This is a genomic window from Sulfurospirillum arcachonense DSM 9755 (assembly GCF_000597725.1).
Classification (GTDB): domain Bacteria; phylum Campylobacterota; class Campylobacteria; order Campylobacterales; family Sulfurospirillaceae; genus Sulfurospirillum_A; species Sulfurospirillum_A arcachonense.
This window is the reverse complement of record NZ_JFBL01000016.1, coordinates 44503-70091: the sequence shown is the minus strand read 5'-3', so window position 1 is coordinate 70091 and position 25589 is coordinate 44503. Positions and strand designations below refer to the sequence as shown.

The following is a 25589-nucleotide window of genomic DNA, read 5'->3' as shown; positions in this document are numbered from 1 at the left end:
GTTAAAGAAATAATACCTACTGCTCTACATATTGGGAATCCCAATCCTTTTTTTAAAGAGTTTTGTTGAGGATACTTCTTTTGGTTCTCTTTGGTATCAGACATTGTAAATGTTGTTCCATTTACTAAGTATACTTCTCTTCCTTGAAATTTCCATTTATTAGATACTTGTTTTGCACTCGTATTTGATATATGTCTAGTGAGGTTTATTATCATATTTAAAGGAAGTCTTTTTCTTGCTTTGCAGTATCCTCCTGTTGTAATGGATATATCTTTTTTGGTATTCATCGCTTTTGAATTTACTATATTTTGACATGAACTATCTTCTTCTATTGCCTGAGTTAAAAACATAGATAGTGTTTGCATTGGAGTATATAATCTATCTCTATATTGTGGTAAATCTTTTTTTAATTCTTTTTGGATTGAGTCCTGTGAAAGCAAGTTATAAAAGTTATCTATACTTCCATCTTTTATAGTTTTTACTATCATCTTTTGTTGTAGTTTTACTGTTTTTTTGTTATGATTCATATTGCTGGCTTTATGGAGTATTTCGTGTGGTTACGATACTTCTTTAAAGCCAGTTTTATTCCATATTAGTTTAGTGTTTTTTGCTTAAGTAAGTGCCATTCGGGACAGGCTACTTTTATTTATCATCTATTACCTTTTAAGATTTTTCTCGTGCTTTTATAGTTACACTATATCACACTCTACCCAATCATCTTTACAAGAAAAATGGGTCAAGCCAAAACGAAGTTTCTGTGAAAACTCTAAATTTTCGGACTTCTTTTATTACTTATTCTAACAAAATATTCTTTACATGTAAAAGATTTTAAAAAAGTAGTCTATTCCCTTTTAGCGGAATTTATTACTAGAAAAGTTGAACACTACCATAACCTAAAAATGCTCTGCAATATGGGCAGAGTAATATTTGCTTTTGTTCAATATAACCAATTCCTTTTGTCTTGAGCCATATTTCAAATAGTTCTTCCTTGCAATATGGACAAATAGGATTTATGTCACATGGGGCTTCTTTGATTAATATGTGTCTCTTCTCAAAATTTTCGTATGTCTCAAATGTCTCATGTTTATTTATGCTGTTTTTTATATCTGGTTTTAATTCTTTCATCAAATTCCCTTACAATATAACTATTTAATTGGATGAACATTGTATATTTATTAGTCTGATAGTAACATTATAAAAGTAAAAGGGGACAGACTGCCCCCGAAATTTCTAACGCTTAACTTCTTCCTTTAAGTTTGAATCGGTTAAGCAGACTTTGTAGCTGAACGGCTTGAGTAGATAGTCCTTCTGATGCATTCGCACTCTCTGCGGCATTGACAGTATTCTGTTGAGTAACACGGTCAATCTGACCAAGTCCTTGATTCACTTGAGAAAAACCAACGGCCTGTTCGTTAGAAGCCGTAGCAATTTCTTTGACCAGATCTGACACTTTTCCCGCATTGTTAAGAATTTCACCAAGTGCACCTGCAGTTTTTTCAGCGATATTTGTACCATTTCTGGTCTTAGCTACTGAACTTTTAATAAGATCCGATGTCTCTTTAGCCGCTTCAGCACTACGAGAAGCCAACATCTTAACTTCTTCGGCTACAACCGCAAACCCTCGTCCGTACTGTCCTGCTCTGGCAGCCTCAATTGCTGCGTTGAGTGCCAATAGATCAGTCTGGGAGGCTATTTCATCTATAACTTTGATGATTTTTGATATATCTTCACTAGAAGTATTTATTTCATGCATGGCAGAAAGCATATCTTTCATCATTTCAGCTCCATTTTCTGCTCCTTGCCTTGCATTACTCGCAAGAGAATTAACTTCTTCAGCATTTTTTGCATTAAGATTAGTCTGGGACGCCATTTGAGTCATACTTGAATTGATCTCTTCTACTGAAGCTGCTGTTTCTGTAGTACTTTCTGCCAAAGATTGACTAGCTGTCGCAATTTGACTAGAACCCAATGTAATTTGCTCGCCAGCAGTATGAACTTGAGCCAAAACTTCATTTAAATTCCGTGTCATTCCTTGTAAAGCATGACCCAATTGATCTTTGTCAGAGGCCAGTTTAACTTCCACATCAAGATTACCATCGGCAATTTGTTCCGCAACATCAGCTGCAGATTGAAGGGTCTTTGACATTTTATTAAGAGCGTCGGCTAACTGACCGACTTCATCTTTTTGAGTGAGATTCAAACTCTGAGAAAAATCACCAGCACCAATCGTATCTGCCAAGTCCGCTGCACGGCGAATAGGACGAGCTATGCTAGCAGATGCCATCCACAGCAATACTAGGGCTATAAAAATAACCACAACACCAACGACAATTTGCAATAAAGCATTATCGTAAAGTCGATCTGTCATGTCTTTATCGAGAACCAAAGCTTTAGCCAATATAATTTCCCGCGGTACTTGAATCATAACTGACCAGGGTTTACCAGTCTGTCCAAGCTGGATAGGAGCAACCGTTTCTATCATTCCACTATCATCGTTGATACGAACTAACTCCTGACCTGATTTAATAGCTGTATAAATCTTTTCCCAACCTTTAGGCATCACTTGTTTAAAATGACCTCCAATCATATTAGCATTCTCACTCTGGGCTACCAACAGACCATTGTCAGCAATTATAGATACCTGTCCATGACCATCAAACAACTCTGCATCAACTTTTTTGGCAATTTTCTGAACAAAATCTAAGTTATAATCCGCACCTGCAACTCCATAGAATTTACCATTGACTGTGATAGGAACAGACATAGTTGCGAGGAACACTTGCTTACCTTGTACTATATATGGTAAAGGTCCAAGTACACTTTCTTTATTTTTCTCACGAGGGATAATATACCAGCCTCCTTTAAGAACACCGTTAGGATGCTTGTCGTAGGTGTCGTACTCTACCAAAGGTTGAACGGCAATTTTACCTTTATCATCACGTGTCCAATAAGGGGTAAAGCGCCCAGTATCTGGATTGTTACCGTCTTTATCTACACGGAAGTTGTCATCAAACCCGTCGATTGCATTTGGCTCCCAACAGGAGTATGTACCATTAAAGCTCTTGTTACGTTTCAATACATTGAGAAGCACAGCATTGAGCTGATCACGGCCAATATCCAGAGCTGCTTTATCATCTTTAGGTTGTTGTTTACTAACTTCAAAAGCGTTAGCCATAGTACGCGCAGCATCCAAAGCCAACTCCAGTTTGGACTGAATGTTACCACTTTGCTCGCCGGCTAAATTTTGCAGTCTCTCCATGTTAATCTCAGTCAACAAAGACGAAACCTCCTTGGAAACAACATCTTGTGTGCTTTTAGATGAAAACAACCCGTAACCCACCAATAAGGTAACTGCTGAAATCAGGCAAAGCCCAGCTATCAAAACAATCTTAGTTTGAATAGACTTAAATATCATAGTACTAATCCCCCCACTCTTTATTATTATTTGTTATACTATCTTAGATGAAATTTTATTCAAAGTCAATAAATATTAAGGGAAAAGGTATAAAGAATGTAGCTTTCCTAAAAAAAGTGACAAAATGTCACTTTCTTAGTATTATCTTTGTCTTCTAATTGTATGGCTTGTAAAAAGGGAGTGGGCTAAACTCTAAACTTTTTAACTTCTTTTTCTGCTTATTCTAACAAAATACTCTTTACACGTAGATAGAATTTTATAATGCAAAGCCATCATTTTGGGAAATGATGGCTTTTTGAGCTTACCCGTTTCTTAGCTTATCTCTTAGTTCACCTAGTTTCTGAGCTATTATGTTTGCATCTTTTTCTAGTTTTGAAACATGACCGAACGACTCTAGTATGACTATATGATTTTGAGCAATAGCGCTTTGTATGATTTGTAAAAGTGGCACAAAGTTTTCTTTATATGAAGATTTGTCTATCATTTTGTTTTTAAAGTCATACTCGATGCCTTGTAAAAACTTTTGCATAGCGATAAGATTTCCTTTGATACGATAAAATTTATCATCATCACTAAAAAAATTACTTTTTATCATGATATTTGTTTGAAGTTGTTGTTTTAGTTTGTCAATTACCTCTGCAAGGTTATCAGAGTTTACTATAAACACAGCCCTTTTATCATTCATCTGTTTTGTATTATCTTCTTCTAACTGTTTTGTATATTTTTGTATATTTTTTATAGCTTGTTTCAATCTCGTAGAATAACTTGTAAAAATAGGTAGTTCATAGTCTGCATAAATCTCAGACCTAGCTTGAACTAAATACTTATTAGCCCCACCTGTTCCTCTATTTCTTGCCAAATTATTTTCAAGCGTATATACAGCTATTCTATACATCTCTAGTTGACCTACTTGCTCAAAATACTTATTATCAATCCACAAGTTTACACCAGTAAAATTTGTAACAAGTCCCTCGTCTAAAAGGTCTTCTAATCCATACTCTAAAGACATTATAGTTGTTTTACCACTTATATCTTTATGTATTTTAACAACATTTGATTTAGTCGTAGTCATAGAGTAAAAAGGAGCTACAATAAGACTTATAGGAAACAACCAAATTAAAAAAGAGAGTATTGCAATCACAACTAATGAAAACAATCTTTTAACAAATATCCCCCACTCTCTTACATTGAATATATAATTAAAAATTTTACCTCTAAGTTCTTTCATTTATATCCTTTAATTGGCTGCATCTTGAGTAGAATCTACAAAAACACGATTCCCTAACTCTTTATCTATCGCATATAAACCGTAGCCATTGCCGCCGACTATCTTCATCTGGTCTATAATTTCACCAAAAGAAGCTTCTTCTTCGACTTGTTCCGTTACGTACCATTGAAGTAAATTATACGTTGCATGGTCTTTTATCTTCATAGCTTCATCACTTAGTTCATTTAACCAACCTGACATTTTTCTCTCATGTGCTAAAGCAGCCTCAAAAATTTCGATGATTGAGTTTGACTTAAGTTTTGGTGCTTTTATGTCATCTAAAACTATTTGTGCATCTTGATCTTCAAGATATTTAAAAAGTTTCATTGCATGAGATATCTCTTCTTGGTATTGGATATTAAACCATCTTGCACAACCATTGAAACCATTTTTACTTGCATATGCTGACATACCTAAATATATATAGGCCGAATGAAACTCTCTATTAAGCTGTTCATTTAAACTTACTGCCATTGATTTACTAATCATAATTATCCTTATTTATATTATCTTATGTATTTTATCATAAATTAAACGCACTCCATACTTTGTAAATGAAAATCAGTATCATTTAAGTTTTATTCTAGTAAAATTATAAAAATATAAATGGTGAAACCAATGAAAGCATTATGTAAATTAAAGAAAAAAAACTCAAAAAAATATAAAGAAGCTCTTTTACAATTTTCTCACAAAGCAACTTATATGTGTAGTAAATGTGATCGTATAAGTTGTGCAAAAAAAGTTCTTTGTAAAGCAGAAAAAATTTAATCTAATACTTTCTTTTTTTTGCTATCATAGTACAATGAAAACTTTACATATAGCACTTAGTATATTTTTACTCTTTCTTGTTGTGGGTTGTAGTTCAAAACATCCTAAACTACTCATTTATGAGCAAAATGCCTCTTTATATATAAACAAAATAGAACCTTTACATGTAAATGAAAAAAACTTCAAATCAAGATACTTTATGCCTTGGTCTATAGAAAAAATTAAGATTGAAAAAGAAAAAGCTTCATGGGCAAATTTTGTTTTTAAAAAAAAAGATATATACTATGCAGAAAACAAACTTCCATGGAATTTAGAAGATATAAAAAAAATTTTAAAAACAACAAACTTTTCAAAGTACAATTCTAAACTTTTATATGCCATTACCGTAAAAAATGCACAAATTAGAAACCTACCAACACTCAAACCTTTTTATAAAAAAACATCAATTGCAGGAGAAGGCTTTCCTTTTGATTATCTACAAAACTCACGTATACATGTAAACACTCCCGTACTTATCTCTCACTATACAATCGATGGTTCTTGGGCTTTTGTACAAACTCCTTTTTCATCTGGATGGCTACCTAGTCATAGTTTTGTTCTCTTAGATGCAAAACAGCGACTAGAATTTAAAAGAAGCCCAAAAATAGTTATTACCACAGATAATACAGCACTTTACACAGACAAACAACAGTATCTCTTACATGTAAAGCTTGGAGCCCTATTTCCAATAATCAATGAAGATGAAAACTTTTACTATTCATATATCTATAAAGATATGTTTAATCAAACAAATAAAGCTTTACATGTAACAATCCCAAAAGCAGTTGCCCATACAATGCCTTTAGTCTACAACAAAGAAAACCTCTTACATGTAAGCAATGAATTATTGGGAGAAAAATATGGTTGGGGCGGTTACTTAGATAATAGAGACTGTTCTGCTTTTACAAAAGATTTTTTTACACCTTTTGGACTTTGGCTTCCAAGAAACTCATTTGGACAAAAGCAAAGTGGAGAATATATCTCATTTGAAGGTCTAAACAATGAGGAGAAAGAGAAAATGATACTCAGTCAAGGTATCGCTTATTTGAGTTTAATATATCTACAAGGACATATTATGCTCTATGCAGGAGAGTTTGAAGGCAAAGCCATGGTCATGCATAACACATGGGGAATAAAAACATACAAAGATGATGTGGAAAGTCGAGCTATCGTTGGAAAAACTATCTTTTCAGATTTACACTTAGGTGAAAACCAAAACAATGTACCTAAAGAAGCTCTTCTCATTTCAAAAGCTAAAGGGATTGTTATAAAACCTGATATGCCCTCTTTTGTTTATCATAATCTTACAAAAGCATACCCTAGCATAGAAAAAGTAGAAAACAATCTACTCTATTTTGATGATAACACTACACTAGAATATCACGACTATGTACAAAAAGACTTTCAAACAATGATTGAGCATCCAAGTATAAAAGATACTCTTAGAGTACGTTATCCTGCATTTGCAGAGATTACAGCTCCACAAAAGAACTTTGATCCAGGAAGATTTAGAAATGAAGCATTACTAAAAAAACTTTATGGAAAAAATGAACAAGAAATAAAACAAAACTTGGTACCTATTAGTTGGATAGATGGATCAACACTCTTTTTTAACAAAAAACAAAATGCCTCAGTTCAGCTTGAAAAAGTAATAACTGAGCTAAAAAAACTTCCACAAGAAGATAAAAAATACTTAGAAAATATTTCTGGTACATTTACTTATAGAAATATTGCAGGAACAAAAAGACTAAGTCCTCATAGTTTTGGGATTAGTATAGATATCAATGTAAAAAATTCAGCATATTGGAGATGGGATAAAAACTTGGTATATAAAAATAAAATTCCAAAAGAAATTGTTGAAATCTTTGAAAAATACGGTTTTATTTGGGGAGGAAGATGGTACCACTACGATACCATGCACTTTGAATATAGACCGGAGTTATTCGATACTATTGATTAGTTATAAAAAGATTATACGTTTATTTTATCAAATTTTATAAAACTCATTTTTCGATGTTGTATATTTTTATTTCTATGACAATAATAAGCTTGATAAAACTCAAAATCATTTCTATTTTCTATTTTACATTTTTTTTCAATAATCTCTATGACTTTTATTTTTTCTTCGATAGAAGTTTTAATACCAAAAATCAATCCTTTTAAGCTACTAAAATTATACTTTAAGTATCTATTTTTTTCTTCTATTTTATGATTTAATACACTATTTAAAATTAAACGATACTCTTTTTCATACGCCCAATCTTTTATATGCTTTTATAAAAAAATTTCCAACGTCTAAATCTATAAAATTTTTTTCTCATAAAATTCCTTTAAATAACCATATTTAAAATAGATTTATTTGTTCTATTTACCTATATAAATCCTAAAATATACTTTTATAATTTTTTTTATAAAGGCAACTTAATATCATCTTCAAATTCAACCCTCTCTATTCGTTCAAACTCATTTGATATTTTATTCGTCGAAGTGGTAATCTCTTTTACATCTTTATTTACTGTTTCGATATGCTTAGAAAGGTTATCCCATCTCTTTTTATACAATTTAAAGTTTGATGAAAGTTTTAAAAGCTCTTCTTGAATTTTTTTAGCTTGTTCTTGTGTTTTTATATCTCTCACAATTGCTGTTATTGTTGTTAAAAGTGCCATAATAGTAGTTGGTGAAGCTATCCAAACACCTTTTTTTCTTGCATAATCTATCAACTCTTCATGATAAGCATTAATCTCTGCAAATATTGCTTCAGCTGGTAAAAAAAGTATTGCCATGTCGGCAGTAGTTCCTTTTATGATGTATTTTGAAGCTATATCATTTACATGTTTTTTAATATTTTGCCTAAAATCACTCGTAAAAGTTTTATCTTCAACCATACGGGTATAATTTTCCATTGGAAATTTTGAATCTATACCAATAAGCCCTAATGGCTCTGGTGCTTTTACAACAGCATCTACAATAACACCACTTGTAAAACTATATTGCAAATCATATAAATCTCTTTTTTCACCAAAAATAGAATTTAAAATAGAGCCTAGTTGTACTTCACCAAAAATACCTCGTGATTTTTTATCAGTTAGAACATTTTGTAAAGAGTTTACATCTGTACTTAAAGTCTCTATTTTTTTCTGTGCTTCCCCTATTTTAGCAATTCCTACAATAATATCTTTAAAGGTTTTATCTATATTTTCAAAACCCTTTTCAAGTCTTTTTTCCACTTTTTCATTAATATTTTGTAAGTTTTCCTCAACTTTTAAAGATAGTTTTTCCATATCTTTAGAACTTTGTTCTTTTATCTCTTTACTCATCTCATATAAGCTTTTTTGTTGCTCATTTCGCATAAGTTGTTGAGAATTTGATATCTTTATAAAAAGCTCCGCATTTTTTTCTATTTGTGAAGTTGTATTTTTTGCATTTTCTAAAACTCGTCTATCTATTTGCTCGATTTTTGTATATAAAAATTCTTTTTGTTTTTCAAATAAATTTTTAATCAAAAAAACTATTGTAAGTGCTGAAATAAGAGTGATTCCTATCAAAACAAACAATAAAACGGTATTATCAATTTGCATCTAATTTACGTCCTTTGACTATTGTATATAAGACTGGTAGATACAAAAGATTCAATACAGTAGCCCAAGCCAAACCAAAACCAAGTGATACTGCCATTGGTTGGAGTATCACAGCCTGCCCTGCTGCAAAAAAGATAAGTGTAGATAAACCTAATATAGTTGTAATCGATGTTAAAAGAATTGGTCTAAGTCTCATAGTAGCAAATTTTACGATATCTTTTATACTTGTGGCTTTTTTTATAAAATCCATCATAATAATCCCATCATTCACAACAACTCCACTAAGTCCTACTATGCCCAAAAGTCCTGGCATAGTTAGATTTAATCCCATGATGATATGTCCACCTAAAACTCCAAGTAAAGACAAAGGTATGGTTGTTAAAAGTATCACTGAAAGGATAACAGAATCAAACATCCAAATAAGTGCTAAAAAGATAAGAAATATTGCTATAACTGCTGCTTTACCCATCTCTTCTTGTATTTTTTCATTTTCTTGAGCTTCGCCTTTTATTATAACATTGAGTCCTTCTTTTCTAAACTCATCAAGTAAAGGCTCCAGCTTTGCTAAAAGCTCATTTGAAGTAATCTCTGCTTTTTTTAATGAACCAAATACAGAACTAATTCTTACACCGCCATCTTTATATATATTAGAATATCCATCTTTAAATTCAAAATCTACAACTTCATTCAATCGAACTTTTTTCTGTGAACCAGGGATATTGACATAAAAGGTAGATATTGATTCATAAGTATCTTTCATCTTTTCTTGAGAACGTATTTTGATTAATTCACCATTATAAAACATCTTTGAGACTTCTGCTTTGAAAAAATATGGTCTTAATATAGAAGATATTATCTTTTCATTGAAACCTAATACTTGTCCATATTGATTTACTCTAAGTTTTAACTCTTTTTTACCTAATTTTAAATCATTATCAACATTAAAAACACCTTTTTCTTTTTTCATAGCAAGGGTCAGTTTATCAACAGCTTTTTTGATTAGTTTATTATCACCACCACTAAGAGCAATTTCAACATCACTCGAAACTATACCAGCCCCTGGCACTATAGCTCTAAACTCTTCAAATTCACCATTTTTTGATAATTCTAAAGTATATTTTTTAATCTCTTCCAAAACTTCATTAGCACTTCTATTTCTTATCATATCACTATCATCATACTCTGGTGAAAGATAAGGATTGATGTATTTATTAAAAACATTTTCTGCAACTCTATCATGAAGATCAATAAAAATATGAAAGTTATTCTCTGCAACATGAGGTTCATACTTAGCATCAAGCATAAAACCAGATACTGAGGCTATCGATGATATATCATCATCTTCTAGTTTTGTAAGAAGTATTTTTTCTATTTTATTTACTATTTTTTGTGTATCTTCAATATCATTGTTTATATTTACTTTTCCGCTTACATAGATTTGTGTTGTATCAAAATCGGGAAACAATTGGAACTTACTTTTTTTACCTAAAACTACAATAGAAGAGATAACAACAATCAAAAAGAGACTTAAAACTACTTTTTGATGGTGTAATAAAAAATTTAATATTTTTGAATATCGATCATTTAAAACTAACCAAAAAGATTCATTTTTCTTAGTTTTATTTTTAACTACTAAAAAATCTTTAGCATGGAGAGGCAAAAAATAAAATGCTTCAAATAATGAACTAATGAGAAGAATTGATATCATTATAGGTAATAAACGCATAAACACGCCCATCTCTCCACTCATAATAAGAAGTGGTAAAAAAGCACATACAGTGGTTATTGTTGCTGTTAAAACAGCAGGAAACATCTCAACACTTCCATTTATTGCAGCTTCTCTAGGTGAATCACCTTTTTCAAGATGCCTATATATATTTTCAGCAACAACAATCGCTTCATCCACAAGCATTCCTAAGGCTATTAGAGCACCTAAAAGTGAAAGCATATTGAGACTATACCCTATAAATTCAGCAGCAACCAAACCTATCATAAAACTTACAGGAATTCCTAAAGTTACAACAAAAGCTATACGACCACTAATAAAAATCCAAACAGAAAATCCTACTAAGATAAGACCAAAAATAATATTTGAAATAACAGTATTTAAACGATTTCTAATCCAAATAGAAGAATCTGAGTAAGTTTTAAATGTCAAGTCTGTATATTTTTTCTCATATGTTTTTAGAATTTTTTTAATATCTTTTACTAAGGCTATAGCATTTCCTGTTTTTGCTTTATTAATACTAATCGATAAATTTGGTTTTCCATCAAAATGAGATAACTCTGTGACATCAGCATATGTAAACTCAGCATTTGCTAAATCTTTAAGATAAATTTTTTTACCACTTATATTTAATATTGTATTATTTAGCTTATCTATATCTTTTTCACCTGCATATGTACTAATAAAAAGATGATCTCCTTTTTGTTTAATAATACCTACAGGAAAAACTTCACTCAAAGAGGCAAGAGCAGTGGCAAACTCGCTCGTAGCAATTCCATAAGCACTCAGCTTTTTATCATCTATTTTAAAAACAAGCTCTCTATCTGAATCACCTCTAATACTAATATCACTCAAATCTTCTATTTTAGAAAGTTTAGACTTTATTTCATTGGCAACTTCAAGCATCTTACTTTTAGAACTATTTTTACTTGCTATAGCAATAGAAACTAAGGGATAAGTTGTAGTTAATATCTTTGCAACAGGTTCATCCATGTCACTAGGCAAATCTGTTCTTCTTGAAGAAATGACATCTTTAATATCATCTAAAATTTCTCCACGATTAGCTCCACTTTTAAGATATACAACTATGTTAAAAGCTCCATTGATAATATCACTCTCTATACGATCAATATCAGTTAAATTTACTATGTCATCTTCTATATTTTTTACAGCAATCTTATCAAGCACATCAGGACTAGTTCCTGTGTAACTACCTGTAATTGAAATTGCATCTAAATTTGAAGGAGGAAATATTTCTTTTGGAATTTGATTATAAGAAAAAACTGCTAATACTATAAGAAATATTAGAAATATATGGTTAAGTACATTTTTATCAACTGCAAATTTTACAAATGCTCGGATCAATTTTATTCCTTTAATTCAATAAAAACTGAATCTAAAACCTGATTTTTAAACCGAATAGATTCTAATTTTTGATTTAAATATATGTTTTCTTCTTGGAGTACGGAGTATTCAGAATATAACTTATGAATATCTCTACTGATATAATAAATTTGGTTTTTAATATAAATTTTTGGTAAAACTATTGAAAAAGCAACTGCTAAAGAGAGATAAACAAGAAATAAAAACTTAAAATCTAAATTTTTCTCTTTTTGTTGCTCTTCATCATACTCTTCTAATAATTCTGACTTATCACTATTCATTTTAATTTAAACACTCTCATTTTAGAACTTCTACTACGAGGATTTATTTTTTCCTCTTCTTTTGTAGGGATTATTGGCTTTTTAGTTATCACTTTACCAAGAGAATGGTTATTGCCACACTCACACTTCATAACACCTGCGGGGCATATACAGTTTTGTGTCCAAAGCTTAAATGTTTTTTTCACTATTCTATCTTCTAAAGAGTGAAAAGAGATAATTGCTACTAAAGAATTTTTGAGTTTAGAATTGTAAATTGATTCTAATAACTCATCTAATTCTCCAAGCTCATTATTGACCTCAATTCTAATAGCTTGAAAAGGTAGAGTCGCTGGATGAATCTTTGGTTTTCCTCCCAGTTTTTTTAAAACTGTAGCTAATTCTCGTGAACTTTCAAAAGGTCTATTGTCTACTATTGTCTTAGCAACTCTTTTAAAATCTCTCATTTCACCATATTCTCTTAAAATTTCTTCTAATTGCTCTTGAGAATATTCATTTACAACATTTTTTGCACTAATTGGATTTTCTGGGTTCATCCTCATATCAAGAGTATCACTCTCAAAACCAAAACCTCTACTTTTTTTATCAAGTTGCAATGAAGAAACACCAATATCAGCCAAAATACCATGAATTGGATAATCTAAATACTTTTCGATCACAGTAGAAAATTTTGCATGCTCAAAGATAACTCTTTCACCAAACTTTTCAAGCCTTTTTTTACTAAATGCTATTGCTTCTGCATCTTGATCACAACATATCAATTTTATATTTGGATTTTGTTCTAATAAAGCTTCACTATGCCCACCATAACCTACTGTACAATCAACAATATATCCATCATTTATATCTTTAAAAGTTTCTTTGACTTCATTTAACAATACGGGTATATGAGGTATATTCAATTTCTGTCCTGCTATATTTTCTGTTATAATACCAAACTATGTAATAAAAAAAGGTTAATTTGTGCAAAAGTATCTACTTAAAGACTTAAAACATATCTCTTTATCTATGTTTAGAAAAGATTTTATTGGTATATTTCATGGTTCACTTTCTGCAAGAATCGAACAAACAAAATTTTTTATTAACAAAAAAGATACTATATTTGATGATATAAAAGATGAAGATTTTATAGAGTTATATTCTAAAAAAGATTATAGATGGAATGAAGCAAGTCTTGATGCAGATATTCATCTTAATATTTACAAAAATATAAATGAAGCAAAATATATTTGTTATGCAATGCCTCCCTTTATCATGGCCTACTCTTTAATGCACGATACAATTACACCCAAAGACTATTTTGGTTCTATGCATTTTGATTCTATTCCTGTTTATGACCCAAAACAATTTGAAGATTGGTATGAAAGAGCTGATATCGAAATATATAGATATTTAAGAGAGAAAAATACTAATATTATAGTTATAAAAGGATATGGTCTTTACGCATATGACAGAGATATGCTTCAACTTGCAAAAACTATTGCTTTACTAGAAAACAGTTGTCAACTTCTATACTATTCTCATGAATTTAATAGAGGCAGATAAAAACTACTTCTTTTGTTGAGCCAATATTAACTGTTTTTTCTTCAAATCAGAATCTAAAATGAATGTACCAAAAGGTATACAAGAAAATACAATAGCAAAAAAACTAAACTTTTTACTCCACTTATACTCTACTGCTGCTTGATACAAACAAAATAAAAATACAAAAAAAAGTAATCCATGTGCCATACCAACTATTTTTACAGGTATGGGATTTCCCCCAATATATTTTATAGGCATAGCTATAAACAAAAGTGTTAAAAAAGAAACTCCCTCAACAAAAGTAATTATTCTAAAACGTTTTAAAGATGAACTAAACAAATCAAATCTCCATATACTTTAATGTTCAAAGTATACAAAAAAAGAATAAATAAAAACACAACACTAGCCTATCTAAGTTAGCTTTGATATACTTAGAGTAATAAAAAAATATATAATTAGGAAAAATAATTTTAAAACTGCCTCAAAGTATCGCAAATCTAGAAATGGAAGATATAAGTGACAACTTATTATATTATCACTATAACATCAAACATCTTATTAAGCTTGAAGCTGCACAAGTTGATAAAGAATCTCCAGACTACCTTAGTGCTTATCACTCTTTTGCTGGTATTGTTTACGAAAATTATCTTTATGAAAAACTTTTACTTTATGCAAAACAAAACCCTCGAATAGGTAATTTTATACTCAAAGGTCCTCACGCTCATAAAACAAATACTCAATCAAATGCTTTACATGTAAATAATAAAGGTCAAATTATTTATAAAACTCGAGCTATTGAGATAAACGAATTTGATGGTCTTTTCTTTAATGACAAAGAAATAATATTTATAGAAATGACCTTAATTAAATCAGTAACAAACTTAAGACGCCGTTTAAGAAAGAAAAAAGCACTCTTAGAAATTTTATTTCCAAATCATAATATAAAAGCTCTTATTATTTTAAATCAAGGTGTAAGTGGTAGAAAAAGGTTGCCAGAGTATTGCACTGTATGGTTAACAAAATCTTTTGATGTTTCGAACATATTTAATTGGCTAAAATCAAAAAATAGAAGAAAAAGAAAACCATTTTTAACTCCAGTTGCTCCAAATCTAGTGAGTGCGTCAAAGTTACAAACATCTCCATTTAGATACTATAATTCTTTAAGTTGGATGTTGCACAAGCTCCGTTCTAATCCAAACACAGTATTAAATATGAATTTTTTAAAATCAGAAACCTGTACAAGGTATATTGATCTATTTACAAAAGTTTATATAGGATATATAGAAAAAAAAGATTTTGAAAATCTTTACCCAGAAATACCTGATGTGACAGAAAAAGTAGCTGTAGCAATTGAAAAAAACCATAATGATATACTTCTTTTAACCTATTTTATGCAATACAGTAGAAAAAAACTTCTCAACATTGTCATTGAAAACAATAAAGCTCGCATAGTAAAAAAAGATACTAAAGGCATATCTATTACAGAAGTTTTTCATATATTACGTATGGTAACCCCATCTCATAAAATCACTATAGAAGATATAAATACTATAGAACAACTTTTACGTTCTATGGATTAATTTTTAAATAATTTGTAACTGCTACTAACTCTTTAAATTTTTCAAAGACTTCTATTAATCTGTTTTTATCTGCCCATGGATATGCAAACGATTTTTGCATATTTAATAAATATTCCAATGGTTTATCATTGAGATTTAACATTTCGTGAATATAAATTGTATGACTTTTAATTTTTAACTCATTATCCCTTTGCCTTATAAATTCCCAATCATAATATCCGCAACCTACTCTAATATTTTCATTTTCTTTTTCTCTCATTAATACAAGCCATTTTTGCTTAGAAAAATCATCTGATAAATAATACGTTTTAACATTGTCATACTTTTGATTAAAATCTTTTGACAAGACTTTAGCTATTGTTTTATTTCCCTCGACTTCAGAAGGAAAGGATATATTATCTGAGTCTATTTTAAATAACAATTGTGCTGTATCTAAATATATATTTTCAAGTATTTGAAATTTATCTTCATCTTTCCCTTTAATATATGCTTCAAGTATTTTTTTTCTTTCAAATATATCATCCATTATTTAAACTTTTTATAGCCTGATATGCAGTATCCATCATTTTATCAATCTCTTCATAGTTAATAACATAAGGTGGCATAAAATAAACAACATTACCTAAAGGCCTTAAAAATACCCCTTGTTCAAGTGCATAATCAAATACTTTTAAACCTATTCTATCACTTGGCTTATAACCTATTATATCCATCGCAGCTACCATACCTGTTTGTCTTATACTTGCTATATTTTTTAACTCTTTAAACTTTTCTAATTTTTGAGCTATATATGCACTTTTTTTCTTATTTTCGTTTATAACATCATCATTCTCAAATATATCTAAAGTAGCATTTGCAACACTACAAGCAAGAGGATTACCTGTATAACTGTGAGAATGTAAAAATGCTTTATTTTCATTGTAGTCACAATAAAACGCATCATATATTTTATCTGTAGTCATAACACAAGAAAGTGGAAGATATCCTCCTGTTAAACCCTTTGATAACGTCATAAAATCTGGAGTAATACCAGCTTGTTCACAAGCAAACATAGTCCCTGTTCTACCAAATCCAACAGCTATTTCATCCGCTATAAAATGAATATCATATTTATCGCAAAGTTCTCGTGCTTTTGTTAAATAAAGAGGGGAATACATATGCATATTACCAGCACATTGGATAAGTGGTTCTAGTATAAAACCTGCAATCTGATTTGCTTTGTCTTTCAATACCTCTTCAAGTGCATCAATAGCTTTACATGTAGAGCTCTCACTCATATCACTAGGTACTGGTACTTGTACAGTTTTAAGCAGTATATGGTCAAAAGTATCTTTATATAACCCTACATCACTAACAGATAAAGCTCCTATAGTCTCACCATGATATCCATTTTCTAAAGATAAAAAACATGTTCTTTTTTCACCTTTATTAACATAATATTGATAACTCATTTTCAAAGCAACTTCAACAGCACTCGAACCATTATCAGCATAAAAAACTCTATTTAAACCTTTTGGTGTAACTTCTACTAGTCTTCGTGAAAGATCTATAATAGGTTCATGAGTAAAACATGTTAGTATAACGTGTTCTAACGCATCAACTTGTTCTTTTAGTTTTTGGTTGATATATTCATTTGCATGACCAAACATATTTACCCACCATGAACTTATTGAATCAATATATTTATTATCTTCATAATCATAGAGATAAACTCCCTTCCCTTTTTTTATAGGAATTAGAGGTAATTTTTCATAATCTTTCATCTGTGTACAAGGATGCCAGATATGTTCTAAATCTTTTTTTGTTAAATTTTCACTTATTTTATTCATTTATTCTCCAAATATTCGATTTTATGGTCGTTTAATATCAATAAAGATAGAATTATAACAAAAATATAAAAGGCTTTCCTGAGCCTAAAGGGATTTTAATGATTACGTGGATGCAACATCATAAAAAATATTTAGTTGTTACAATTTGGATAAGCGTTATTGCGTTTATTGGTGCTGGTTTTGTTGGTTGGGGAGCGTATGATTTGAATTCAGACAGAGCTTCTGCTGTAGCTAAAGTTGGTGATAGAAAAATAACTGTCCAAGAGTTTCAATTAGCGTATTCTAATTACTATAGTTATTATAATAATATTTTAGGTGGAAAATTAACTCAAGAAAAAGCTGACCAAATGGGTTTACAAAAAATGGTTTTAGAAAATGTTATCAACCAAACACTTTTTTTAAGTTATGCAGATGAAATTGGTTTAAGAGTACAAGAGAGTGAAGTTAAAAATTTGTTAGTAAATGATGATTCCTTTAAAGTTGATGGAGTATTTAATAAAGATGCTTATTATAGAGTTATTAAAAACTCAGGGATTAAAGCAAAAGATTATGAAATTAGGTTAAAAAAACAACTTTTACTTGACAAAGTACAAAAGTTTTTAAAACTCCCTCCAACAAAAAATGAAAAAGAGATGTTTGTAGCATCAATGTTCATGAAAGATAAACTTTCTGTAGATATTATAACTTTATCACCAGGTGAAGCAGAAGTAAGTGAAGATCAAATAAAAAAATACTGGAATGAAAACAAAACAAAATACCTTAGCGAAAAAAGCTATGATTTAGACACCATAACAGTAGCACTGACGGATGAGCCTATAGATGAGACTAAACTAAAAGAATTTTATCAAGAAAAAAAATATAATTACAAAAATAGTGAAGGTAAAATCCTAAAATTAAAAGATGCAAGAGCTAAAGTTGAAAAAGATTTTCGTCTTAAAGCAACAAAAAGAGTAGCACTTGAAAATTATTTACTATTTAAAAAAGATCAAATGGAAGCAACAGGAAAGAAAAACGTAAAAATAAGTGATACAACTTTTCCTATAGATAAACTAACAACTACAAGAGTTGGTGAAGTCTTAAAGCCAATTGCTACAGAAAATGGATATATTATTGTTAAAATTAAAAAAGTAAATAATCCTTTGCCAAAATCTTATGCAGATGCTAAACCTGCTGTTTTAGCTCAATTGCAAATTGACAATAAAACTAAAGCACTTAAAGAAAAAGCAGAAGCTAGACTAAATTTATTTGAAGGAAAAGATATTGGGTTTGTAAGTCGAGATACTGTTACAACAATCCCTGGACTTACAGAAGCACAAAGTTTAGAATTAATCAATTTTATTTTTGATAATAATAAAATGAGAAATTATAAAATCATCGATAACAAGGCTGTTTTATACCAAATAAAGGAACAAAAGTTGCTTGAAAAAGGTAAATTAAAAAAATATTCTGATTTAGTTAATGAAAATATTAGCCAAATGAAACAAGCCGAGATAAGTAACAACCTTATTAAAGAGCTTAAAAAAAGATATAAGATTGAACAATACTATAAAGGAAACTAATTGAGTACTACGATTTTAGGTATTGACATTGGTTCGAGTAAAATTTGTGCTATTATCGCAGAAAAAAGTGATAATGATGATATAAAGATTCTTGGAGCTGGTATTGCAAAGTCACAAGGACTTAAAAAAGGGATTATTACAAATATAGAACTTGCTTCAAAGTCTATAAAAAATGCACTAAATGATGCTAAAAGAGTAGCGGGAACACAATATGAAAAAGTTATTGTTTCTATCTCTGGTGCTTATACTAAAAGTATAGATAGTAGTGGTGTAGTAAATATTCCTAATCGTGATATTGGTATAAGAGAAATAAATCGTGCAATGCAAATGGCAGATCACAATGCAAATATACCCAATGAATATGAAAAGCTACATATACTTCCATATAATTTTAAAGTCGACGATCAAGAATTTATTGATGATCCTTTAGGAATGAATGGTGCAAGACTTGAAGTACAAGTTCACATTATAACTGCTCAAAAATCATCACTAAGCAATCTTGAAAAAGCTGTAAAATCAGCTGGTGTTGAGATAGACAATATAGTATTAGGTGGATATGCATCTAGTATTGCTGTTCTTAATGAAGATGAAAGAGAGCTTGGTGTTTGTGTAGTTGATGTTGGTGGAGCTACATGTAACCTTGTAGTTCATACAGGTAATTCTATACGATTTAACGACTTTTTAGGTGTTGGCTCACTCAATATTACAAATGACTTATCTACAGCACTACATACTCCACTAGGTGCAGCAGAAAATATCAAAATCAACTATGGCTCACTTCACGGAAATGCAAATGACCTTATAGAACTTCCAGTTATAGGAGATGATGGCTCAACACATGAAGTTTCACTTGATATTGTTTCAAATGTAATTTATGTTCGTGTAGAAGAGACACTTATGATACTAGCTAAAGCTCTTGAAGATAGTGGATATAAAGACCAACTTGGAGCTGGTATTGTATTAACTGGTGGTATGACAAAACTAGAAGGTATCCGTGAATTAGCATCTGCTATATTTGACAACATGCCTATAAGAGTAGCAAAACCAAGGGAAATGGATGGCCTTTTTGAAACATTAAGAGATCCAGGATATTCTACGGCTATTGGTTTAGTTCTTTATGGTGCAGGTCATTTTACACCTTATGAAATAGATTCAAATAAAAAACTAAGATATAAAGATGAAGCAATATCTCCTAGCAAAAATGTTCAAAATATTCTTGATGGATCAGATAACGATACGCTTTTAAATGAAGAAAGTGGAATAGAAAGTGCTAGGGATAAACTAGCAAGCATTGCGGATATAAAAGAAAAAAAGAGTTCAGATGGTTTATTGTCCAAAATTTGGAACCGTATGACTCAATTGTTTTAAGCTACTATAGCTTCAAAACGAGAAAATTTACGGAATTTTATTTCGTAAAATAAATATAAAAATGAAAATTACAATCAGGAGAGAAGATGAGTGGTTTTACAATAGAAGAAACTAAAAGCGTTTATGGTGCAAAAATAAAAGTCATCGGTGTTGGTGGTGGCGGTGGGAATATGGTTAACCATATGATAAGCCAAGGAGTAAGTGGTATCGACTTAATCGTTGCTAACACTGATGCTCAAGCACTCGAACATTCTTTAGCGACTACAAAAATACAACTTGGTGAGAAAAAGACTAAAGGTCTTGGAGCAGGAATGCAACCAGAAGTTGGTAAAGAATCTGCACTAGAGAGTTATGAAGAGATAAAAAGTGCTTTAGAAAATGCAGATATCGTATATGTAGCTTCAGGTCTTGGTGGTGGTACTGGTACTGGTGCTGCTCCTATTATTGCTCAAGCTGCAAAAGAAATTGGAGCTTTAACAGTTTCAGTTGTAACAAAACCTTTTATGTTTGAAGGTAGAAAAAGATTGAAACTAGCAGAAGCTGGTCTAAATGAACTTAAAAAAGAGAGTGACTCCATAGTAGTTATTCCTAATGATAAACTTTTATCAATCGTAGATAAAAGCTTAGGAATCAAAGACAGTTTTAAAATTGTTGATGATGTTCTAAGTCGTGCTGTTGGTGGTATGAGTCAAGTTGTACTCTCTTCAGGTCAAAGTGATATTAATGTTGACTTTGCTGATGTTAAAACAGTTATGTCTCATAGAGGTATGGCTCTTATGGGTGTTGGTGAAAGTAGTGGCGAAGGAGCTGCAAGTGAAGCTGTTAAAAGTGCCATAGAATCTCCTCTTTTAGATAATATGTCTATTAATGGTGCTTTAGGTGTTCTTATACACTTTCACATTCCTTCAGCTTGCCCACTTTCAGAAATAAGTGAAGCTATGGGTGTTGTGTATGATAGTGCTGATGAAGATGCCGATGTTATCTTTGGTACAACTACAGATGAAAATATGGCTGATGATAGTGTTAAAGTTACTATCGTTGCAACTGGATTTGAAAATAAAATTGAAAAAACAAAAGAATTAAAACTTCTAAATGAAAACCAAGAAGCAGTTAAAAAAGAGCGTATTACACGCCTTAAAAAAGTAAGTGGCGGTTATGAAGGTCAAGAAGATTATCTTGATATCCCAACTTATATCCGTCATCAAATGGACTAAACTTCCTCAAAATCTTCTCTTAAGAGGGCTTTTTAGCCCTCTTCTATTATCTTTTTTCTAAAGCTAGTTTTAAACCAAGTAAAATCAAAATCGCACCACTTGTTTTGTGAATATATTCTAATATTATTGGACGTGATTTAATATATACAGATAATATTCCTGCGATATATCCAACTGGCCCTTTTATAAAAAATGTTATAGCAGCAAAAGTACTTCCAAGTATAAAAAGCTGAAATGTTTCACTGCCGCCATTTGGAACTATAAATTGAGGTAAATAAGAAAAATAAAATATAGTTATTTTTGGATTGCTTATATTTGATAAAGCACCTTGAAAAAACATTTTTTTATAAGAGATTTTTGGTAAGTCTTTCATCGAAAGCTTATGTTCTTTATTTGTTATTAACTGATAACCAATATAAAGAAGATATCCTGCTCCTATAAATTTTATAGTGTTAAATAGCCATTCTGAGGTCATAAGTAGTGCACCAAGTCCTAATGTTGCAAGAAGAGTATGTCCCATCAAACCTATACTAACTCCAAGTGCTGTCATAATACCTGCTTTTTGACCTTGCGAAATTGATCGTGACATAACTAAAACCATATCTTGTCCAGGAGTTAATATAATAACCACAGATGTAAGTATAAATACCAATGATATAATTTCCATAATGTTTCCTTTTATTTATTTATGACAAATCCTCTATCTAATCTAGCTAAATCTTTGTAAAAATTTGCTTTTAAGTTAAAATCTTTCAAATAATTTGTTATTGCATCTTTTTGATCATAGCCCATTTCACAAGCTAAATTTTTTACGTTTTTTTCTATAAAAATATTTATAATATTTTTAAGAATTTCATCTCCCTCTTTACCACCATAGAGTGCCATACTTGGCTCATAAGAGAGTCCTATATGTAAACTCTCATCATTAGCAATATAAGGAGGATTCGATACTAACATATCAAAATTTTTCTTTTTATAATTCTCACATAAATCACTATGAATAAACTCTATTCTATCATCAACTTCATATTTCTCAGCATTTTTTTGTGCCACTTTTAAAGCTTCTTTACTAATATCTATAGCTGTTATTATAGCATCTGGAATTAAAAGAGCTAAGACAATAGATATAATTCCACTACCAGTACCTATTTCAACTATAGTTGGTCTTTTTATACCTTTACATGTAGAGATAACTTCATCTACAAGTATTTCTGTTTCTGGTCTAGGTATGAGTACATTTGAATCAACATAAAAATCTCTACCATAAAAACTTGCACTATTAGTTATATATTCTATTGGTTCATTGTTAAAACGTCTCTCAATGAGCTTAAAGTACCCCTCTTCTACAATTTCTTCACCGTCATGCGTTATAAGCCAAAGTTGGTCTTTTTTTAAGTATGAGGCTAAAAGTATTCTAGCCTCTTTATTTGGTATATCACTTATACCTTTTATCTGTTGTGTAGCTTTAGTTAAAGCCTCTTTTACACTATACATTAACACCTAATCTCTCAAGTCTTTCTACAAGTCCTGGATGAGTATGATAAAAAGCTACAGTTAAAGGATGAGAGAGAGGAAAACTTTTATTTTCATCTGCTAACTTTGTTAATGCACTAGCAAGTGCCTCTTTACTCTCACATTCACTTCCATACTCATCCGCTGCATATTCATTGTGACGACTCAACAATCCAAACAGAGGCATCATTAAAAATGATAAGACAGGAGAAAGCAATAAAAACAGTATAAGAGTCATATGAGCACTTTCTTCAACTCCTATTCCTTCATAAATACTTAATGGAATATTCCCAAAAAAAGCAAACATAACAAACAGCATCAAAGCACTTGCTCCAATATTCTTTACAATATCTCCATGCTTAAAATGGCCCAATTCATGCCCAAGTACTGCTAAAAGCTCTTTAGTTTCAAGCTTTTTTATCAACGTATCAAATAACACAACTCTTTTTGATTTTCCCAATCCCCCAAAGTATGCATTCAATCTTTTATCACGTTTACTAGCGTCTATCTTAAAAACTCCACTACTTTTCAAGCCTGCTTTACTCAAAAGATTTTCAATTGAACTTTGTAATTCTTCATTATCAAGTGGTGAAAATTTATTAAAAATAGGAGCTATGAGTGTTGGATAAATCATATTTATAAATAAAATCACTATAAATACAGCGCCAAATCCCCAAATCCACCAATTTTCAAAACTTCCAATGATAAAAGCTAATAACCAAATAAGAAGAGATCCAAAAACTAAGAACATTACTGCTCCTTTTATCTGGTCAATAATATACGTTTTAACATCAATAGTAGAAAAACCATATCGTTTATCAAGGTTAAATGTTTGATATAACTCAAAAGGAAGTCCTAATATATAATTTATTGCAATAAAAGAAAGTATGAAAGTAATTGTATATATCATACTATTATCAAAGTTTAATAAACCATCTAAAGCCTTGAAGCCAAAACCTATCCAAGCAAAAAATAGTAATAAATCATATAATGAATTTACAATCGAAATCTTACTTGTTTCTATTTTATATTCTGCTGCTTCTTTATAATTTTTCTCACTTAATATAATCGCTTTTTTTTCTTTTGCTTTTAAAACAAAATTAGACTCTGCTATACTAATATAAACCTTTGCGATTGTGTAAAGTGTATATATGATTAATATAATTTCAAACATAAAAATCTATCCTATTAATTTTTGATGAAATTATACCAAATTAAAATGTTATTTGAGGTTTAGGCTGATCTATATAAAAACCTTGTGAATAATCTATGCCCATATTTTTAACTGTAGAAAGAATAGTACTCGAATGAACATACTCTGCAACAGTTTTAATACCAAGTTTCTTAGAAAAACTTACTATAGTTTCTACTACTATTTGTGCATTTTCATCAACATCAAGATTTCTAATAAGACTACCATCTATTTTAATATAATCCGGACTCAAATTAGTCATATAGGAAAAATTTGAAAAACCGCTTCCAAAATCATCTATTGCAACTTTTACTCCATGTCTTTTTATTTCATCAAAAAAGCGAACTACTTTTTGAAAATCTTGCACTTTTTCTGATTCTAATAGCTCAAAAGTTACACGTGGACCAATATCTGATTTTTTTAACTTATTGATAATAAACTGATAAATTTCTTGATTCATAATATCTTCAAAAGATAAATTTATACTAAATTCCAAATCATTATCTTTAAAAATTTCAAATGTTTTATTTATAACCTCTTTTGTGACCTTGTCATATACTTTGATTTTTTTTGAAACAGGGATAAATTTTTCAGGTGGATAAACTATCCCATCACTATCAACTAACCTTGAAAGTGCTTCATACTTAACAATTTTTTCTGTTTTGTTATCTACAATTGGTTGAAAATAAGGTATTAATCCAGCATTATTTAAAGCTTTTCTTACTTTAATAGCAAATTTTAAATTACTTTCGTATTCATTGCCTAAATTCATATTATCTTCATATATCCAAAATTTCAAACCCTCTTCTTTTGCATATTTCAAAGCCATATTTACTTTAGAAAATATATTGTCATTTGATCTACTAGCAGAACTCGATAGTGTAGAATCAACAAATATATCTATCTTAGAATAATTAAATTCTAAATGGGATATTTTTTTTGAAAGTTCGACGAGGTAATCTTTAAGCTCATAAAAACTCAATCTTTTATTAAGAACGATTGCAAATTCATCACTTGATACTCTATAAACTTGTTCACCTTTAAAAAAGTTTTGTAATTTATTAGCAACTGACTCGAGGATAAAGTCGCCTACTATAAAACCATAAAAGTCATTGAGTATTTTAAAATTATCAATATTTAACATAATAAGTGTGAAATCTGAATTATTTTCTAAATCATTACGAAGCTTATATAAATTAGGTAAAGAACTAAGATAATCAACATAAAATTGATCCATAAGTTTAAGTTTAGTACTCTCTAATTCATGTTTTAGTTTTTCTATATCCAAAAATTACCCCTAATTGTATATTCAAGTCAATTCTAGCAAAATCTTGTTAAAATTACACCTATTAAATAA

Annotated in this window: 24 protein-coding genes; 7 read left to right on the top strand and 17 right to left on the bottom strand. The window is 30.2% G+C overall.

The annotated features are described in order from the left end of the window. From K354_RS0111755 to K354_RS0111735, 5 genes are all read right to left on the bottom strand, one after another. Positions 1 to 527, bottom strand: a 527-nt coding sequence (locus tag K354_RS0111755) for a hypothetical protein (RefSeq protein ID WP_024955696.1), incomplete at its 3' end; no start/stop codon positions are given. Between the two features lie 340 nt (positions 528 to 867). Further along, positions 868 to 1125, bottom strand: coding sequence for a hypothetical protein (locus K354_RS0111750; protein WP_024955695.1), 258 nt, complete (start codon positions 1123 to 1125; stop codon positions 868 to 870). Between the two features lie 112 nt (positions 1126 to 1237). Further along, the gene (locus K354_RS0111745) at positions 1238 to 3415 is read right to left on the bottom strand and encodes a methyl-accepting chemotaxis protein (protein ID WP_024955694.1); all 2178 of its coding nucleotides are present in this window, start codon (positions 3413 to 3415) and stop codon (positions 1238 to 1240) included. Between the two features lie 301 nt (positions 3416 to 3716). Further along, positions 3717 to 4643, bottom strand: a complete 927-nt coding sequence (locus K354_RS0111740; RefSeq protein WP_024955693.1) for a DUF2333 family protein — start codon at positions 4641 to 4643, stop codon at positions 3717 to 3719. 9 nt (positions 4644 to 4652) lie between these two features. After that, positions 4653 to 5171, bottom strand: a complete 519-nt coding sequence (locus tag K354_RS0111735) for a ferritin (protein ID WP_024955692.1) — start codon at positions 5169 to 5171, stop codon at positions 4653 to 4655. Between the two features lie 129 nt (positions 5172 to 5300). Between K354_RS0111735 and K354_RS15040 the strand changes: the two genes are divergently transcribed. Further along, positions 5301 to 5450, top strand: coding sequence for a hypothetical protein (locus tag K354_RS15040; RefSeq protein ID WP_156928233.1), 150 nt, complete (start codon positions 5301 to 5303; stop codon positions 5448 to 5450). A gap of 34 nt (positions 5451 to 5484) precedes the next feature. After that, the gene (locus K354_RS0111725; RefSeq protein WP_024955691.1) at positions 5485 to 7449 is read left to right on the top strand and encodes a bifunctional C40 family peptidase/M15 family metallopeptidase; all 1965 of its coding nucleotides are present in this window, start codon (positions 5485 to 5487) and stop codon (positions 7447 to 7449) included. A gap of 11 nt (positions 7450 to 7460) precedes the next feature. Here K354_RS0111725 and K354_RS15125 read toward each other — a convergent pair whose 3' ends face one another. From K354_RS15125 to rsmH, 5 genes are all read right to left on the bottom strand, one after another. After that, the gene (locus K354_RS15125; RefSeq protein WP_024955690.1) at positions 7461 to 7643 is read right to left on the bottom strand and encodes a hypothetical protein; all 183 of its coding nucleotides are present in this window, start codon (positions 7641 to 7643) and stop codon (positions 7461 to 7463) included. A 254-nt stretch (positions 7644 to 7897) separates the two neighbouring features. Then, positions 7898 to 9067, bottom strand: coding sequence for a DNA recombination protein RmuC (locus K354_RS0111715; protein WP_024955689.1), 1170 nt, complete (start codon positions 9065 to 9067; stop codon positions 7898 to 7900). Beyond that, positions 9057 to 12158, bottom strand: coding sequence for an efflux RND transporter permease subunit (locus tag K354_RS0111710; protein WP_024955688.1), 3102 nt, complete (start codon positions 12156 to 12158; stop codon positions 9057 to 9059). The genes K354_RS0111715 and K354_RS0111710 overlap by 11 nt, the downstream gene beginning before the upstream one ends. A 2-nt stretch (positions 12159 to 12160) precedes the next feature. After that, positions 12161 to 12457: a hypothetical protein gene (locus tag K354_RS0111705; RefSeq protein WP_024955687.1), complete on the bottom strand. Its 297-nt coding sequence runs from the start codon at positions 12455 to 12457 to the stop codon at positions 12161 to 12163. Next, entirely contained in the window at positions 12454 to 13356 is a 903-nt protein-coding gene (rsmH, locus tag K354_RS0111700) for a 16S rRNA (cytosine(1402)-N(4))-methyltransferase RsmH (protein WP_024955686.1), read from the bottom strand. The genes K354_RS0111705 and rsmH overlap by 4 nt, the downstream gene beginning before the upstream one ends. Before the next feature lie 61 nt (positions 13357 to 13417). Here rsmH and K354_RS0111695 point away from each other — a divergent pair, with 61 nt between their 5' ends. Continuing rightward, complete coding sequence (locus K354_RS0111695; protein WP_024955685.1) at positions 13418 to 13999, top strand: class II aldolase and adducin N-terminal domain-containing protein; 582 nt, start codon at positions 13418 to 13420, stop codon at positions 13997 to 13999. A gap of 3 nt (positions 14000 to 14002) precedes the next feature. On the opposite strand, the gene K354_RS0111690 is transcribed toward K354_RS0111695, so the two are convergent. Then, positions 14003 to 14317, bottom strand: coding sequence for a DUF3817 domain-containing protein (locus K354_RS0111690; RefSeq protein WP_024955684.1), 315 nt, complete (start codon positions 14315 to 14317; stop codon positions 14003 to 14005). 164 nt (positions 14318 to 14481) lie between these two features. Between K354_RS0111690 and K354_RS0111685 the strand changes: the two genes are divergently transcribed. After that, on the top strand, positions 14482 to 15558 hold the full coding sequence (locus K354_RS0111685; RefSeq protein WP_051505444.1) for a hypothetical protein: 1077 nt from the start codon (positions 14482 to 14484) through the stop codon (positions 15556 to 15558). Here K354_RS0111685 and K354_RS14795 read toward each other — a convergent pair. Together K354_RS14795 and K354_RS0111675 are read right to left on the bottom strand one after the other, a co-directional pair. Continuing rightward, positions 15548 to 16084: a hypothetical protein gene (locus tag K354_RS14795; RefSeq protein ID WP_024955682.1), complete on the bottom strand. Its 537-nt coding sequence runs from the start codon at positions 16082 to 16084 to the stop codon at positions 15548 to 15550. The two genes, K354_RS0111685 and K354_RS14795, sit on opposite strands and share 11 nt — an antisense overlap. Then, on the bottom strand, positions 16077 to 17387 hold the full coding sequence (locus tag K354_RS0111675; RefSeq protein WP_037940745.1) for an adenosylmethionine--8-amino-7-oxononanoate transaminase: 1311 nt from the start codon (positions 17385 to 17387) through the stop codon (positions 16077 to 16079). The genes K354_RS14795 and K354_RS0111675 overlap by 8 nt, the downstream gene beginning before the upstream one ends. A gap of 98 nt (positions 17388 to 17485) precedes the next feature. Here K354_RS0111675 and K354_RS0111670 point away from each other — a divergent pair, with 98 nt between their 5' ends. The 3 genes from K354_RS0111670 (at position 17486) to ftsZ (ending at position 21528) form a co-directional block, all read left to right on the top strand. After that, positions 17486 to 18946 (top strand): peptidylprolyl isomerase, encoded by a 1461-nt coding sequence (locus K354_RS0111670; RefSeq protein WP_024955680.1) that lies wholly within the window; start codon positions 17486 to 17488, stop codon positions 18944 to 18946. Beyond that, positions 18947 to 20314 (top strand): cell division protein FtsA, encoded by a 1368-nt coding sequence (ftsA, locus tag K354_RS0111665; protein ID WP_024955679.1) that lies wholly within the window; start codon positions 18947 to 18949, stop codon positions 20312 to 20314. Between the two features lie 86 nt (positions 20315 to 20400). After that, the gene (ftsZ, locus tag K354_RS0111660) at positions 20401 to 21528 is read left to right on the top strand and encodes a cell division protein FtsZ (RefSeq protein ID WP_024955678.1); all 1128 of its coding nucleotides are present in this window, start codon (positions 20401 to 20403) and stop codon (positions 21526 to 21528) included. A gap of 46 nt (positions 21529 to 21574) precedes the next feature. Here the strand turns inward: ftsZ and K354_RS0111655 are convergent, their stop codons facing one another. Genes K354_RS0111655 through K354_RS14325 form a run of 4 tightly spaced genes read right to left on the bottom strand, consistent with a single transcriptional unit; the run spans position 21575 to position 25520 of the window. Beyond that, complete coding sequence (locus tag K354_RS0111655; RefSeq protein WP_037940743.1) at positions 21575 to 22195, bottom strand: LysE family translocator; 621 nt, start codon at positions 22193 to 22195, stop codon at positions 21575 to 21577. An 11-nt stretch (positions 22196 to 22206) separates the two neighbouring features. Beyond that, the gene (gene prmC, locus K354_RS0111650; protein WP_024955676.1) at positions 22207 to 23022 is read right to left on the bottom strand and encodes a peptide chain release factor N(5)-glutamine methyltransferase; all 816 of its coding nucleotides are present in this window, start codon (positions 23020 to 23022) and stop codon (positions 22207 to 22209) included. Beyond that, entirely contained in the window at positions 23015 to 24214 is a 1200-nt protein-coding gene (locus K354_RS0111645; protein WP_024955675.1) for a M48 family metallopeptidase, read from the bottom strand. Before K354_RS0111645 ends, prmC begins: the two co-directional genes overlap by 8 nt. A gap of 40 nt (positions 24215 to 24254) precedes the next feature. Continuing rightward, on the bottom strand, positions 24255 to 25520 hold the full coding sequence (locus K354_RS14325) for an EAL domain-containing protein (RefSeq protein ID WP_051505443.1): 1266 nt from the start codon (positions 25518 to 25520) through the stop codon (positions 24255 to 24257). Positions 25521 to 25589: the final 69 nt, after the last annotated feature.